The organism is Allomuricauda sp. TY007, assembly GCF_010468565.1.
GTDB lineage: Bacteria > Bacteroidota > Bacteroidia > Flavobacteriales > Flavobacteriaceae > Flagellimonas.
Window position 1 is genome coordinate 33,222 of the sequence record NZ_WUEG01000004.1, and the last position, 13,862, is coordinate 47,083.

At 40.8% G+C, this 13,862-nt stretch carries 14 protein-coding genes; 7 read left to right on the plus strand and 7 right to left on the minus strand.

Annotated features, from left to right (window positions below; translation table 11 throughout):
• The first annotated feature begins 6 nt into the window (after positions 1 to 6).
• Genes lipA through GO009_RS04985 form a run of 3 tightly spaced genes read left to right on the plus strand, consistent with a single transcriptional unit; the run spans position 7 to position 4,129 of the window.
• Positions 7 to 882 (plus strand): lipoyl synthase, encoded by an 876-nt coding sequence (gene lipA / locus GO009_RS04975; RefSeq protein WP_163625119.1) that lies wholly within the window; start codon positions 7 to 9, stop codon positions 880 to 882.
• A gap of 17 nt (positions 883 to 899) precedes the next feature.
• Positions 900 to 1,910: a type I glyceraldehyde-3-phosphate dehydrogenase gene (gene gap / locus GO009_RS04980; protein ID WP_163625120.1), complete on the plus strand. Its 1,011-nt coding sequence runs from the start codon at positions 900 to 902 to the stop codon at positions 1,908 to 1,910.
• A 23-nt stretch (positions 1,911 to 1,933) separates the two neighbouring features.
• Complete coding sequence (locus GO009_RS04985; protein ID WP_239057390.1) at positions 1,934 to 4,129, plus strand: response regulator; 2,196 nt, start codon at positions 1,934 to 1,936, stop codon at positions 4,127 to 4,129.
• Here the strand turns inward: GO009_RS04985 and lpxK are convergent.
• Positions 4,126 to 5,124 carry a tetraacyldisaccharide 4'-kinase gene (lpxK, locus tag GO009_RS04990; protein ID WP_163625122.1) on the minus strand — a complete coding sequence of 333 codons (999 nt, stop codon included), beginning with the start codon at positions 5,122 to 5,124 and terminating at the stop codon, positions 4,126 to 4,128. The genes GO009_RS04985 and lpxK overlap by 4 nt on opposite strands.
• A gap of 48 nt (positions 5,125 to 5,172) precedes the next feature.
• On the opposite strand from lpxK, the gene GO009_RS04995 reads away from it, so the two are divergent.
• Complete coding sequence (locus GO009_RS04995) at positions 5,173 to 6,267, plus strand: Nif3-like dinuclear metal center hexameric protein (RefSeq protein ID WP_163625123.1); 1,095 nt, start codon at positions 5,173 to 5,175, stop codon at positions 6,265 to 6,267.
• Positions 6,268 to 6,272: 5 nt separating this feature from the next.
• The gene (locus tag GO009_RS05000) at positions 6,273 to 7,052 is read left to right on the plus strand and encodes a zinc ribbon domain-containing protein (RefSeq protein ID WP_163625124.1); all 780 of its coding nucleotides are present in this window, start codon (positions 6,273 to 6,275) and stop codon (positions 7,050 to 7,052) included.
• A 246-nt stretch (positions 7,053 to 7,298) separates the two neighbouring features.
• Here the strand turns inward: GO009_RS05000 and GO009_RS05005 are convergent, their stop codons facing one another.
• The 5 genes from GO009_RS05005 to GO009_RS05025 all read right to left on the minus strand — a co-directional run bounded on the left by GO009_RS05005 (position 7,299) and on the right by GO009_RS05025 (position 11,241).
• Positions 7,299 to 8,657 carry an NAD(P)/FAD-dependent oxidoreductase gene (locus GO009_RS05005; RefSeq protein WP_163625125.1) on the minus strand — a complete coding sequence of 453 codons (1,359 nt, stop codon included), beginning with the start codon at positions 8,655 to 8,657 and terminating at the stop codon, positions 7,299 to 7,301.
• Positions 8,658 to 8,939: 282 nt separating this feature from the next.
• On the minus strand, positions 8,940 to 9,488 hold the full coding sequence (locus GO009_RS05010) for a ClpP family protease (RefSeq protein ID WP_163625126.1): 549 nt from the start codon (positions 9,486 to 9,488) through the stop codon (positions 8,940 to 8,942).
• Between the two features lie 77 nt (positions 9,489 to 9,565).
• The gene (locus GO009_RS05015) at positions 9,566 to 10,393 is read right to left on the minus strand and encodes a mechanosensitive ion channel (protein WP_163625127.1); all 828 of its coding nucleotides are present in this window, start codon (positions 10,391 to 10,393) and stop codon (positions 9,566 to 9,568) included.
• 26 nt (positions 10,394 to 10,419) lie between these two features.
• Positions 10,420 to 10,611, minus strand: a complete 192-nt coding sequence (locus GO009_RS05020) for a hypothetical protein (RefSeq protein ID WP_163625128.1) — start codon at positions 10,609 to 10,611, stop codon at positions 10,420 to 10,422.
• On the minus strand, positions 10,612 to 11,241 hold the full coding sequence (locus GO009_RS05025; RefSeq protein WP_163625129.1) for an RNA polymerase sigma factor: 630 nt from the start codon (positions 11,239 to 11,241) through the stop codon (positions 10,612 to 10,614).
• Between the two features lie 86 nt (positions 11,242 to 11,327).
• Between GO009_RS05025 and GO009_RS05030 the strand changes: the two genes are divergently transcribed.
• Together GO009_RS05030 and GO009_RS05035 are read left to right on the plus strand one after the other, a co-directional pair.
• Positions 11,328 to 12,017, plus strand: coding sequence for a hypothetical protein (locus GO009_RS05030; protein WP_163625130.1), 690 nt, complete (start codon positions 11,328 to 11,330; stop codon positions 12,015 to 12,017).
• Positions 12,018 to 12,177: 160 nt separating this feature from the next.
• Positions 12,178 to 12,636, plus strand: coding sequence for a CPBP family glutamic-type intramembrane protease (locus tag GO009_RS05035; RefSeq protein WP_163625131.1), 459 nt, complete (start codon positions 12,178 to 12,180; stop codon positions 12,634 to 12,636).
• Positions 12,637 to 12,696: 60 nt separating this feature from the next.
• Here GO009_RS05035 and GO009_RS05040 read toward each other — a convergent pair whose 3' ends face one another.
• Entirely contained in the window at positions 12,697 to 13,845 is a 1,149-nt protein-coding gene (locus GO009_RS05040) for an MFS transporter (RefSeq protein WP_163625132.1), read from the minus strand.
• Between the last annotated feature and the right edge of the window lie 17 nt (positions 13,846 to 13,862).

The following is a 13,862-nucleotide window of genomic DNA, read 5'->3' on the forward strand; positions in this document are numbered from 1 at the left end:
TTATGTATGAGCACAAGCGTTGCAGAAAACGTTCTTCCACCCAAAGGAAAACCTAAATGGCTAAGGGTTAAGCTCCCTACGGGCAAAAAATACACCCAGCTCAGAGGACTTGTAGATAAATACGACCTACATACCATTTGTACCTCCGGAAGCTGCCCGAACATGGGTGAGTGCTGGGGAGAGGGCACCGCAACATTTATGATCTTGGGCAACATTTGTACCCGCTCCTGTGGATTTTGCGGCGTAAAAACCGGCCGACCGGAAACAGTGGACTGGGCAGAGCCGGAAAAAGTGGCTCGTTCCATAAAAATAATGAACATTAAGCATGCTGTGCTCACTTCTGTGGACCGCGATGACCTTAAGGACATGGGGTCCATTATTTGGGCAGAGACCGTTAAAGCCGTTAGACGGATGAACCCAGAAACCACCATGGAAACCCTTATCCCTGATTTCCAAGGAATATCCAACCATTTGGACAGGATAATCGAGGTAGCCCCGGAAGTGATTTCCCATAACATGGAAACCGTAAAAAGGCTGACAAGAGAAGTCAGGATTCAGGCTAAATATGATAGAAGCCTCGAAGTACTGGACTATTTAAAGAAGAACGGAGCAAAAAGAACCAAATCCGGCATTATGCTCGGTCTTGGCGAAGAGGAAAGCGAAGTTATCGCCACTATGGAAGACCTTAGAAAGGCAAACGTTGATGTGGTTACTATTGGTCAGTACCTTCAACCCTCAAAAAAACACCTGCCCGTAAAGCAATTCATTTTGCCCGAACAGTTTAAAAAATATGAGGAAATAGGGTTGGAAATGGGCTTTAGGCATGTAGAAAGCGGAGCCTTGGTCCGTTCATCATACAAAGCACACAAACACATACACTAGCTCCCTTCCCCATTATCATGAAAAACATCTCCATTGGCATTAATGGTTTTGGCCGTATCGGTAGAACCCTTTTTAGGCTTTTACTTAACCATCCCAACATCAAAGTAGTGGCCATAAACGATTTGGCCAATGCAGAAACCTTGGCCCATCTATTAAAATATGACAGCATTCATGGGGTATTGAATACCGAAGTATCGCACAAAGACAATCTGATTCTTATTGATGACAGGGAAATACCCGTTCTCAATCACAATCATCCCAAGGAAATAGACTGGAAATCTCATAAGGTCGATATTGTCGTAGAATCCACTGGAAAGTTTAAAACAAAGGAAGAATTGGAATTCCATATAAAAAATGGGGCCAAAAAAGTCATTCTTTCCGTTCCCCCGTTGGATGAATCCATTAAAATGGTGGTTTTAGGGGTTAATGAGAATATCATCAACAACGATGATCAAATAATTTCCAATGCCTCCTGCACCACCAACAATGCCGCCCCAATGATCAAGGTGATCAATGAATTGTGCGGTATAGAACAGGCATACATCACAACTGTCCACTCCTATACATCGGACCAGAGCTTGCACGATGCCCCCCACCGCGACCTTCGCAGGTCTAGAGCGGCCGGACAATCCATAATTCCCACAACAACAGGGGCCGCAAAAGCATTAACAAGTATTTTTCCTGAATTATCCGATGTGATAGGCGGATGTGGTATACGCGTTCCCGTTCCCAACGGCTCACTTACGGACATTACATTCAATGTGCTCCAAGAAACTTCTATTGAGGAAATAAATGCTACCTTTAGGGAGCAAGCGGAAAGTACCCTAAAAGGCATACTCAATTATACCGAAGACCCTATTGTTTCCATCGACATAAACAATAGTTGTTACTCTTGTACGTTTGATTCTTTGATGACCTCTGTGATTGGTAAAATGATAAAAATCATTGGATGGTATGACAACGAAACTGGATATTGCTCCAGAATTATTGATTTAATAGATTTGCTCATAAAGAAAAAATACGTTTGATCTTCAACCTTGTAAACAAAAAGATGGGCGAAAAATCGCTGCTTCTAGTGTGCATAGTGTTATGCATCCAGTTTACTTTTGCCCAAAGTGATGGCAATTCCACCTCCGATGTTAAGACCATTTTTAATGAGTTTATGCAATATCGCCACGAAAACAAAGTGGACAAAGCTTTAGAAACTTTGAACGAGGCTGCCAATATTGCTGAGAGGAATGAGGATTCCAAACTTTTACTAGACACTTATCACCAATATGCACGACTGTTCTTAGAGGAAGGAGACAGGGAAACAGCTGTTTTTTACTGGGACAGGGCCAGTATTCTTTTAAGGGATACCTCATACTCCTATGGCGAAGCATTCCACTTGTATTTAGATGCCGCACTGCGGTTTGATGAAGGCAATAATTTTCAGGCATTGAAACAACTGGAGGAATCCAGAAAACTTAGCAATAACAGAAATCTTACCAACAATATACTTTTACTTGAGGCCAGTATCTACACCAATATTGAAAAGTACGATGACGCTGTAAAAAACCTGCATGCCCTAATCGTTAACTCCGATGATAAAGAGCGTGCCTATTTGGCCACAAGGGCCAACTTACAATTAGCAAGAATAAGCGTGACCCTCGATGATCTTGAAGACGGGATCATCCACTCCAAAGCTGCTCTGGAACTAGCGGAAAAGCATGGCTTTTCCAAAGAGATAAAAATTGCCTACGAACAATTGTCCAGCATTTACGAAGCTAGCGGCAATTACGATGAATCCCTCGTATATGCCAAAGGTTTGGCCCAAATAAAAGATTCCATATTCAATGTGGAAAAGGCCAAGTTGGATGCTGATGCTGCGGACAAGATTCGGTTCGACCACCAAATGAACGAACTCAACAAGCTCCAAGCTAAAAATGAGGAGCTCAGTGAATCCAAAAACCGTTCGGAAATAACCGCCATATTAACATCTGCCTTTTTAACCATTATCTCCCTTTTGGCAGTTTCATTGTTCAGGAACAATCAAATCAAGCTTAAAACAAACGACCTCCTTTACACCAAAAACAAGGAACTGGAGTTGGCAAGGGATGCAGCGGTATCTGCCATGCGGGCCAAAACAAATTTCCTATCAACGGTAACCCACGAGCTCAGGACACCCTTGTATGCCGTTACGGGACTCACCCATCTATTATTGGAAGAGAACCCCTCGGAGCACCAAAAAGAACATTTAAAGTCATTAAAATTCTCGGGGGAATACCTACTAAATTTCATCAACGATATTCTTCAGATCAATAAAATTGATGCGGAAAAACTGGAACCCCTCAATATAGAATTCAAGTTGCACAAAGTACTGGAAGATGTTGTGGAGTCGCTCCAACAAAATGCAAATGAGAAAAAAACAAAACTGATCCTGGATTACGATCCTACCATCCCCAAAAAATTGTTGGGAGACCCCATAAAGCTATCTCAAATTTTTATGAACCTTGTTGGCAATGCCCTTAAGTTCACCAAAAATGGCAAAGTAGAGGTATTGGCCAAAATGCTAAAAAAAGATGAAGGTCAGGTAAAACTCTATTTTGAGGTAAGGGACAATGGAATCGGTATTTCCGAAGACCAGCAAAAAAATATCTTTGATAGCTTTGAACAGGGCTCCATTCAAATCAATCGGGAATACGGGGGCACAGGTCTTGGCCTTACTATTGTAAAAAGTCTTTTGGGCTTGTTCGGAAGCACCATTCACCTTGAAAGCGAACTGGGCCACGGTAGTTCCTTCTATTTTGAAATGGATCTAGATTACGAATCCAAAGAAGGGGAAGAAATCTCTTTTGAGCTCAATCCCGAAGAATTCCAGTTCAAAGGGTTGCACGTATTGGTTGTGGAAGACAATAAGATCAACCAGGTGATCACCAAAAAAATGCTCACCAAAAAAGAGATCAGTTGCGATATTGCCAATAATGGCAACGAGGCCATTGACCTTGCCAAAAAAAATACCTACGATGCCATTTTAATGGATATCCACATGCCGGGCATAAGCGGCGAGGAAGCCACGCGACAAATACGAAAGTTTAACAAAAACATCCCGATCATTGCATTGACCGCCATTTCTTTGGATGACAGTCTGGAGAGTTTTTACGAGGCAGGCTGTAACGATGTGGTCACCAAACCATTTAAGCCAGAGGTTTTCTATCAAAAAATTGGAGAAAATATTTTTAGGAGCAAAATGGAAGGTTCTGTTTAAAGCAATCCCTCCACAGCACTTTTAAGAACCGTTTCATCTTTACGAGAGAAACTATGGGCTATTTCCAAAAAGTGTAAGTTGCCCACCCTCCCTTTCAATCTAACAAAATCCTTTTCGGTAGTCAGTACCATTTCATACCCCTTGAACTGTTCGATTTCCTTATCGGTAAAGTGATGGTGGTCCCCAAATTCAAAATGTTCAAACTCCAACCCTACGGATTTTAAGTATTCAACCAAAGGTCCGGGCGAAGCGATTCCCGTTACCAAAGCCACTTGTTTGTTCTTTAATTGGGTCAATGGTATTTTCTCCTTGCCCCCATCAGTTACAAAATTATTGTACTGCAATGATGCAAACAGCACATTCTGATGTTTCTTTGGTTTTAACCTTGCTGTAATTGCATGCCTTTCATCCTCCCGTAATCCTTCGGGACATTTGGTCACAATAATTAAATCGGCACGTTTGGCCTCTTTCTTGGCATCCCGTAGGCCGCCGGTGGGCAAATACCAGTCATCCACATATAAATTATGATAAGTAGTCAGCAAAATTGAAAAACTCGGTTTTACCTTTCTATGCTGAAAGGCATCATCCAAAACAATAGCTTCCAGATCAAACATACTTTCCAGTTTTTCGATGCCATTTCGCCTATCGGCATCAACAGCAACGGTTATTTCTGGAAACTTTTGATGGATTTGATAAGGTTCGTCCCCCAAATCCAAAACAGAACTTTGAGCATTGGCCAAAAAGAATCCTTCGGATTTGCGTTTATATCCCCTGCTCAGCACCGCAGTGTTTCGGTCACCCAATATTCGAAGCAAATATTCCGTCATCGGGGTCTTACCTGTGCCACCAACACTTAGGTTGCCCACACAAATAGTGGGGGTTTTGTAAGATCTGGATGAAAAAATACCCACGTCGAACAAAAAGTTCCGCACATAAACCACCAAAGCGTAGAGCAACGAAATGGGAAACGCTATTTTCCGAAGTAACTGAAGCATTGAACGAAAATATAATATTTTATCTTTAGCCCACTTAACATTTTTAAAATGACCGTTAACGATATAGCAAAAGTGCTTGAAGAATTGGCTCCATTGGCCCATGCCGAGGAGTTTGACAACGTTGGCCTTCTGGTAGGCGACCCAAACATGAAAGTCAAAGGTGTTCTCGTGACCCTGGACACCCTAGAAAATGTAGTAGACGAGGCCATTGAAAAAAGGTACAATCTCATTGTGAGCTTTCATCCCATTATATTTAAAGGCTTAAAAAAATTGACAGGAAGCAACTATGTGGAGCGCGTGGTGCTCAAGGCAATTGCCAACAACATCGCCATTTACAGTATGCATACTGCACTGGACAACAGCAAAATGGGCGTGAATGCCAAAATTTGTGAGGTGCTAGGGTTAAAAAATCCAGAGATCTTGATCCCAAGGGCAAAAAGCATTAAAAAATTGACCACCTATGCACCCAGTGCCGATGCAGAAAAGATAAAATTGGCCCTTTTCGCCGCAGGTGCCGGAGAAATTGGCAAGTACACCAATTGTAGCTATAGTTTGGAAGGTATTGGAAGTTTTAAGGCAGAAAATGGTGCCAACCCCACTGTTGGAAAAGTGGGCGAAGTACATTTTGAAAAAGAAGCCCAAATCAACGTAATCTATTCCTTTGAAAAAGAAAAAAACATTCTAAAAGCCCTTTTTGATGCCCATCCATACGAAGAAGTTGCCTATGAAGTGCTTACCCTGGAAAATAGCAATCAAGATTTGGGAATGGGGATGATAGGCACTCTCGACGCTGAAATGGATGAAAAAGAGTTTTTACTTTTAGTTAAAGACAGAATGAATGCTTCTGTGGTAAGGTATTCCAAACTACTGGGAAACAAGGTAAGAAAAGTTGCTGTTTTAGGGGGAAGTGGGGCTTTTGCCATAGGTGCCGCCAAGAATGCAAAAGCCGATATTTTTGTTACAGCAGACCTTAAATATCACGATTTTTATCAAGCAGAGAACCAACTGGTAATTGCCGATATTGGGCACTTTGAAACTGAGCAGTTTACAAAAAATTTATTGGTTGATTATCTTACGAAAAAAATTCCTAATTTTGCAGTCTCTTTATCGGAGAGTATAACGAATCCCATCAAGTATTTATAAAATATATGGCGAACAAGAAAGAAAACACTGTGGAAGACAAGTTGAGAGCACTGTACGACCTACAGCTTATTGATTCCAGAGTGGATGAAATCCGCAATGTTAGAGGCGAACTACCTTTGGAAGTAGAGGACTTGGAAGACGAAGTTCTTGGTCTTAAAACCCGAATGGACAAATTGAAAACGGATGTTGAGACCATCAACTTTGAGATTACTGCCAAGAAGAATCTCATCGATGAGTCAAAAGCGCTTATTAAAAAATACAGCGAACAACAGAAAAATGTAAGGAATAGCCGCGAGTTCAATTCGTTGAGTAAGGAAGTGGAGTTCCAAGAACTGGAGATTCAATTGGCCGAAAAGAACATCAAAGAGTTCAAAGCCCAAATTGAGCAGAAAAAAGAAGTAATTGCACAGACCAAGGAGAAATTGTCCGAGCGCGAAGGTCACTTAAAACATAAAAAAGGTGAATTGGACGCTATTCTTGCAGAAACTGAAAAAGAAGAAAAGGCCCTTCTGAAAAAATCTGAAGAGTACCAAGACAAAATTGAAGAGCGTTTGATCAAGGCCTATAAAAGAATACGCCAAAACGTAAAAAATGGTTTGGCCGTGGTTCCCGTAGAACGTGGAGCTTCCGGGGGTTCTTTCTTTACTATACCACCACAGGTTCAGGTAGAGATTGCAAGCCGCAAAAAAATTATTACCGATGAGCACAGCGGTAGAATTTTGGTAGACCCTTTATTGGCTGAAGAAGAACAGGATAGAATGGAAAAACTTTTTGCCAAAATCTAATCTTCATCATTGATTAAGAAATTAAAAGAGCCACCTAAAGGTGGCTTTTTTTATTACTCTTTCCCGTCATTTCGAAATGAGCGAAACGATTGAGAAATCTCTTTTTTCTTCGAGATGACCCGTGCAATTCGTATCAAACTACTGCTGCAAAAAATGTCTCGACTGCCTGCCCGTCCGGCAGGCGGGCGCTCGATATGACAATCAATAAAAAAGAGAGAGATTTTTCGCTATGCTCAAAATGACAAATTAGGGTGCTTTATTATCTGTCAAGAGCTCCAAGATTTTGTCTTCCACTTCCTTGGAATCCCACTTTTCTTCAATATTGGGAAGTTGCATTACTTGCTGCATAATTTCTTCCTGCATATCACCTATGGCGAGAGCTTCGGCATAGGGCTTATCAGAAAAAGTAACGCGGCTATACACTGGCACCCACTTCTCCGGATGCTTGGTGGCAAAATGTTTTTCAATCTTCTTTTGCAACAAAAATTTTGGGTCTGCTGTTTTACTGCTCATTTCCACAAAGTTTCTGTAACTCAGTTCGGCAATTGCATCGGCATTGGGTTTCCGTTCTTCTTGATATTCGGAAAAGATGGCCTCCCAATCATCCCCATGTTTCTCCATTAACTGATTGAGCACGTAGATATCCTCAAAACCGGCATTCATGCCCTGTCCGTAAAATGGCACGATGGCATGGGCGGAATCGCCTACCAAGGCCACTTTGTTCCAATACGTCCAAGGATAGCATTTCATGGTAACCATGGCACTGGTCGGGTTATTGAAAAAGTCTTTGGTCAAATCCTCAATTTCTTTACGAACATTGGGAAAGTATTTTTTGAAAAATTCACGGGCCTGATCTTCGGTCTCGATACTTTTAAAAGAGACTTCTCCCTCAAAAGGCAAAAACAGGGTACAGGTAAAACTGCCATCAATATTGGGCATGGCGATAAGCATAAACTCACCTCTTGGCCAAATATGGAACGAGCTATTGTCCAACTTATGGGTGCCATCCTCATTGGCAGGTATGGTAAGCTCTTTGTAGCCTACATCAATAAAGTTCTGGGAATAGTTAAATCTACTTTGGCGCTGCATTTTGTGGCGTACCCTTGAAAAGGCTCCATCACAACCAAAAATCAGGTCAAAATTATACGCTTTCCATTCGCTTTTTTCGGTTTCCCCTGTATAGATTCTAGCTTCGGGCAAATCAACATCCCAAACTTTTTCATTAAATCGGAACGAGGCACCCTCACCTTCAGCCAAATCAATCATCCGTTTGTTGAGAATTCCCCGTGAAATAGACCAAATAGCCTCCCCATCTTTCCCATATCTCTGAAAATAGACCGGTTTATCGTTCACATGCATTGCACGTTTATCGAGCGGAATGGCTATTTCCTTAATTTTTTTCCCAATGCCCACTTCATCCAGAGAGCGCCATCCCCTATTGCTCATTGCAAGGTTAATGGAACGCCCGGAGAACTTGATGGTCCTTATATCCGGTCTTCTATCGAATACAGTAACTGTATGCCCACTTCTTCGTAAATAAATTGCTAAAAGGGAACCCACCAATCCGGAACCGATGATGGCTATATTTTTTGGAGTCTGTGCCATAGATGCCCAATGGGCGAATTCTGATTAAGCGGCTAAAATACGGAATTTTAATTTTTTATGTTCACGCATTCCCCTTCCAAATCTCCTTACTACGCAGGTTTTGCACTTTCCTGTAAAGATATAGTTTGGAGTGTTAAGAATTTTTAACATAAGCGTGTAAACCTTGGCTCCAAATGTTACCGTATATATATAAAATATTCCGCTTCGGCGCCTATATATAAAAAGTCCTTCGCAAACAATTGCGAAGGACTTTTCACTTTTATGGAATTGATTATGATTATCCTATTTTAGGATTTCATCCACAATACCGTATTCCACAGATTCTTCTGCTCCCATCCAATAATCGCGATCAAAATCTTTCATGACCTTTTCAAAAGGTTGTCCGCAGTTTTCCGATAAAATTTTGGCACCAAGTTCTTTTGTTTTAATGATTTCCTTGGCCTGAATCTCGATATTCGAAGCCTGTCCCCTTGCTCCACCGCTAGGTTGGTGAATCATAACACGGGCATGTGGCTGAATAAATCTCCTGCCTTTTTTCCCTACCGATAAAAGTATCGACCCCATAGAGGCAGCCAAACCGGAACAAACCGTGGATACTGGGCTTTTTATCTGTTTAATGGTATCATAAATGGCAAAACCAGAGGTTACATACCCTCCTGGGCTATTGATTATCAATTGAATTTCTTTATTGTTCAGCATATCCAAATAGAGTAACCTATCTATTACGTGCTTCGCAGAATCATCATCTACTTGGCCCCATAAGAACACTTTGCGGTCCTCTAACAGTTTTTCTTGGATCAACTCTTGAACTTTTCCTTTTTTTGAACTCATTTTTTAGATGTTGTAAGGCTTCAAAAATAATCAAATTCCAAGGAAGTTTCCGCACTTGTTCATCACAATACCTTGGATTATGATTTTATCTCCACTTTTTGTGACACTACATCTTTGATCGGAATCACAAATTTACTTTTTTGGGTCTCCAAAGTAAGACTGTTATTATCTATGGCCTTAATGGTTCCTTCATCATCACCAATAACTATTTTATCACCCACCATATAAGTTTTTCGTGTGTAAAAAGACCTAAGCAGGTCTGCAACAATTTCTCTTGACCCCAATCCAACACCCAAGGCAAATGCCAAAAGAAAAGACCCCAAGATCAAAGTTATGTTGTTGGTGATTATGGTTGTATCTACCCCAGCTTGATTCAATGCAGTAATTGACATAAATATTACAATCACATAAAAAAACAGGTTACTCACCAGGTTGGAACCACCAAATTCGAGGGAATCAAAAAGTCGTTTAATGGTTTTCTTTACAAAGTTACCAATGTAGAACCCTAACATTAGAAGTGCAAGTGCACTAAAGAATCGGGGCAGATAATGTAAAAGATTACCTATTTCCTGGGATATGATCTTCCAATCCAAAATATCGGCCGCCACAATAAGAAAGACCAGGATCAAAAACCACCGAACAAAGCCCAATATTATTTTGGTGAGGTCTATTTTAAGGTCGCCCTTGCCCGTTACGTCCATTCCGTTTATTTTATCGTTCAGTACTTGTATTTTGGCGATTTTGAGGATTTTCCGGAATAGGAACATTACGATCTTTATAACGATCCAACCTAAAAATAAAATAACAATTGCGCCCAAAATTTTAGGAAAGGCCAATGCTATCTCTTTGCCCATGCCCGATAACGAGTCAAGGGTCACATTTTTCCAATCATTAATAGTCTCCATAGTCGATGTTTATTTATAGTGTTCTGTTAGTTGTTTTCGCCCAAGGTTTTGAATAGTTTTCGCAAAGCATCCCCCAAATTGATTGAGAACAATGAAGCCATATCCATGATCAACTTTGCCGCAGCAATGTCGTTCATCACTTTTTTCTTCATTTCGGGCGGAGCCTCATGCAGGGAGGCCTCCAGCTCTTTAAATGGGTTTTTGTGTTTCTTTGCCATCTATTCCAAGGTATTATAGATTTCCAATAGTCGTTCCTTAGCCCTTTTAAGCCTCATCTTTACTGCGCTCTCCCCTATTTCCATTAAGGTCACCAGTTCTTTTACACTGGCGCCATCTTGATATTTCAATAACAAAATGGATTTATCTTCGACCGAGACAAGCTCCAAGCACTTTTTGAGTTTATCCGCTTTCATTTCGTATAAACTCTCATCGGGCACTTCTTCGGTAAGTTTATGTTCGGAAACTTCAACCTGTACGGATTGGTCCTGTATTTTCAGTTGCTTGTTCCGATTTACATAGTTCACACAAAAATTATAGGTAAAAGAATACAGCCAGGTAGAGAACTTCGATTTCCCTTTAAAGGTTCGAAGTTTGATAAAGAGTTGGAGGAACACATCCTGTGTTAAATCCTCCGCCTCGTCCGCAGATTTTGCAAATCCGTAACATTTGTTATAGACCACTTTTGCATAGCGGTCGTACAATTTCCCAAATAGCATAGGGTCATTGTTCGCAACAATCTGTTTCACTAATTCCTCATCAGAAAGATGTACGTAAAAGTCTTCCTTTTCCAAAAACGCTTTGTCGGGGTTACTTACAAGTATTAGAAACAGCTTTTTTAAAAAAGTCACTTCAGAAACAGATTTATTTAGTCAGGCTTTTTAAAATGGGGCGCAAAATAAAGGAAATTCATGGTATATTTGGTTAAAAACCAGATATGAAGACCTATTACATCGTTGGACTGTGCACCTTGTTATTTATTTTCTCCTGCAAAACAGAACCAAAGAAAACGGAAGAAACATCAGAACCAACAGCAACGGAAAAAACCGTTCCCGAACTAATTGCGGAGGCGCACGGTTTTGACAACTGGAAGGACGTAAAAGAAATCACCTTTACCTTTAACGTAGATAGGGATTCCATGCATTTTGAGCGCAGCTGGCATTGGAAAACCAAGACCAACACGGTCACCTCCATTTCCGGGGCAGATACCTTAACGTATGACCGTGCAAACATGGACAGCATTGCTCTAAAAACAAATAGTGGTTTTATAAATGACAGATATTGGTTGATGGCCCCCTTTAATTTGATGTGGGATGCCAACAACTATACTTTTGAACACACCCCTGAAGTAACCGCCCCCATTAGTGAAGAGCCCATGCAAAAATTGACCATTGTGTATGCCAACGAAGGCGGCTATACCCCTGGTGATGCGTACGACTTCTATTTCAAGGATGATTACATTATTCGAGAGTGGGCCTATCGCAAATCCAACCAAGAAGAACCCAACTTGGTTGCCACTTGGGAGGATTATGTGGATTTAAAAGGCATTAAACTTGCCCAACAACACAACCGCCCCAAAAACGGCACTAGCCTTTATTTTACAGGGCTTTCGGTGAGCAAAGAATAGAATGCTTGTTTGTTTTGACCGAGAAAGCTCAAAAAAAGACATTTTCGAGATTCTCTAACTTAAATAAAACGAGGTGGTTTGCTTCCCTTCAAACGTGTAGAAACAAGCTAAATATCTATTAGTGATTTTATTCGCAAAGTTATATTCGAAATGGAGTACCATGAAACCTACAGGTTTTATTTTCACCACACTTATTCTAAATTTTTTATTATTAATTCCAATATTCTTTTTCCTAATATATTTCGACATCTCCGAAGACGAAATTGGAGGGATTGACATTTCTAAATATTCAATATGGAGATTATTTCTTGTAGCTGTAATACTTGCTCCACTTATAGAAACCTTTATTGGTCAATTACTACCAATAAAATTGATTCAAAAAATTTTAGGTGAAAAATTTAGGGTTGTTGCACTCTTTATTTCGGCCATTATATTTTCATTAGGACATTTCGGATATAGTATTTGGTATAGTATTATTATGCTACCGATGGGATTTCTATTAGGTGAAACTTATATCATTTTTCAAAAAAGGAAGGAATCAGGTTTTTGGATGACCTCAGCGGTACATTCGCTAAGAAATTTAATTGCTGTTATTGTTATTTTTAGTGAAAATCTATAACTGACAGTAACCAACAACGTCTACAGCGAGACCGCTACAACTATAATGATCAAAAACATCTCATCTACCCCTCCCATTCAAGAAAAAAGTAATCCCCAAAACCATAAGGGCCATGCACAACAACAGGACAAAACTATAGTTTAAGGAAGCACTTTCCGCGATAAACCCAAGAATTACTGGCCCCAACAAAAAACCTATATATCCCGACCCTGCGATAAAAGCCACCCCTTGGGAGGAATCCACCCCCTTTACATTACCACCAATCCTAAACAATTCAGGAACAATTACCGAGAATCCCAATCCATTAAAAGCAAAGCCAATAATGGACCAAGTAGTGTTTTGTGTTAGCACCAGAACAAAACCAATGGCAGCGATAAAAGCACCCAGCCCCACTATTTTTATAGGACCAATTTTAGCGCTGATTCCATCACCAAGAAACCGTCCCAACGTCATCGTAGTAGAAAACGCCAAGAACCCCGCCCCAATGAGCAGTTCGGGCGCCGTGGTCATTTCTTTAAGGTAGAGCGCACTCCAGTCGATTATTGCACCTTCACTTCCAAAGGAAACAAAGCCGATAATGCCCAAAAGCAATAAAGGTTTAAATAGTTTTAGACTAAAAGGTTCCTTTTCCACAGGTGCGGCCACTATATGGACATAATGCTTTTTTAGAAAAAAATTGATGGCAAACACCAAAACCACGGTGATACCCATGTGCAGTACAGGGTTTCCAATCACGGGAATCAAGAAGCTGCCCAGTCCCACCAAAATACCCCCCAGACTAAAAAAACCGTGGGCTGCGGACATAAAATTTTGTTTGTCCTCCTTTTCAATTTCGGTGACCAAGGTGTTTATGGCAATATCGATAAAACCGTTGCTGGCCCCAAAAAGGTAGAGGCCTGCCATCAACAAATAATAATTGGGTGCCATAAGCGGCAGCATGGCCGTTACGGAAGCAAATAGCACCCCATACCAAGATGCCCTGCCAACCCCGAGTTTATTGATAATCTTTGAAGCTACCGGAAAAATGGTAAAAACCCCAAGGGACAAACAAAATAAGGCTATACCCAAATCGGCCTTATCTATATCCAGTTTTTCCTTTACTGTGGGGATATAAATGGCCCAAGTACCAAACCAAACATTGATACTGGTAAACACCCATGCCACACCAAAATATCTAGGTTTGGATAAAATAAGCCATAGGGATTTCATACGCTGGTAGAGTTTGG

What these genes read in the sequence shown, in the direction of transcription:
- GO009_RS05035 (WP_163625131.1), top strand. Translation starts at nt 12,178, where the DNA reads ATGAAACCTACAGGTTTTATTTTCACCACACTTATTCTAAATTTTTTA.
- GO009_RS05000 (WP_163625124.1), top strand. Translation starts at nt 6,273, where the DNA reads ATGGCGAACAAGAAAGAAAACACTGTGGAAGACAAGTTGAGAGCACTG.
- GO009_RS05030 (WP_163625130.1), top strand. Translation starts at nt 11,328, where the DNA reads ATGAAGACCTATTACATCGTTGGACTGTGCACCTTGTTATTTATTTTC.
- GO009_RS05005 (WP_163625125.1), bottom strand. Translation starts at nt 8,657, where the DNA reads ATGGCACAGACTCCAAAAAATATAGCCATCATCGGTTCCGGATTGGTG.
- lipA (WP_163625119.1), top strand. Translation starts at nt 7, where the DNA reads ATGAGCACAAGCGTTGCAGAAAACGTTCTTCCACCCAAAGGAAAACCT.
- GO009_RS05015 (WP_163625127.1), bottom strand. Translation starts at nt 10,393, where the DNA reads ATGGAGACTATTAATGATTGGAAAAATGTGACCCTTGACTCGTTATCG.
- lpxK (WP_163625122.1), bottom strand. Translation starts at nt 5,124, where the DNA reads ATGCTTCAGTTACTTCGGAAAATAGCGTTTCCCATTTCGTTGCTCTAC.
- GO009_RS04995 (WP_163625123.1), top strand. Translation starts at nt 5,173, where the DNA reads ATGACCGTTAACGATATAGCAAAAGTGCTTGAAGAATTGGCTCCATTG.
- gap (WP_163625120.1), top strand. Translation starts at nt 900, where the DNA reads ATGAAAAACATCTCCATTGGCATTAATGGTTTTGGCCGTATCGGTAGA.
- GO009_RS05040 (WP_163625132.1), bottom strand. Translation starts at nt 13,845, where the DNA reads ATGAAATCCCTATGGCTTATTTTATCCAAACCTAGATATTTTGGTGTG.
- GO009_RS04985 (WP_239057390.1), top strand. Translation starts at nt 1,934, where the DNA reads ATGGGCGAAAAATCGCTGCTTCTAGTGTGCATAGTGTTATGCATCCAG.
- GO009_RS05020 (WP_163625128.1), bottom strand. Translation starts at nt 10,611, where the DNA reads ATGGCAAAGAAACACAAAAACCCATTTAAAGAGCTGGAGGCCTCCCTG.
- GO009_RS05010 (WP_163625126.1), bottom strand. Translation starts at nt 9,488, where the DNA reads ATGAGTTCAAAAAAAGGAAAAGTTCAAGAGTTGATCCAAGAAAAACTG.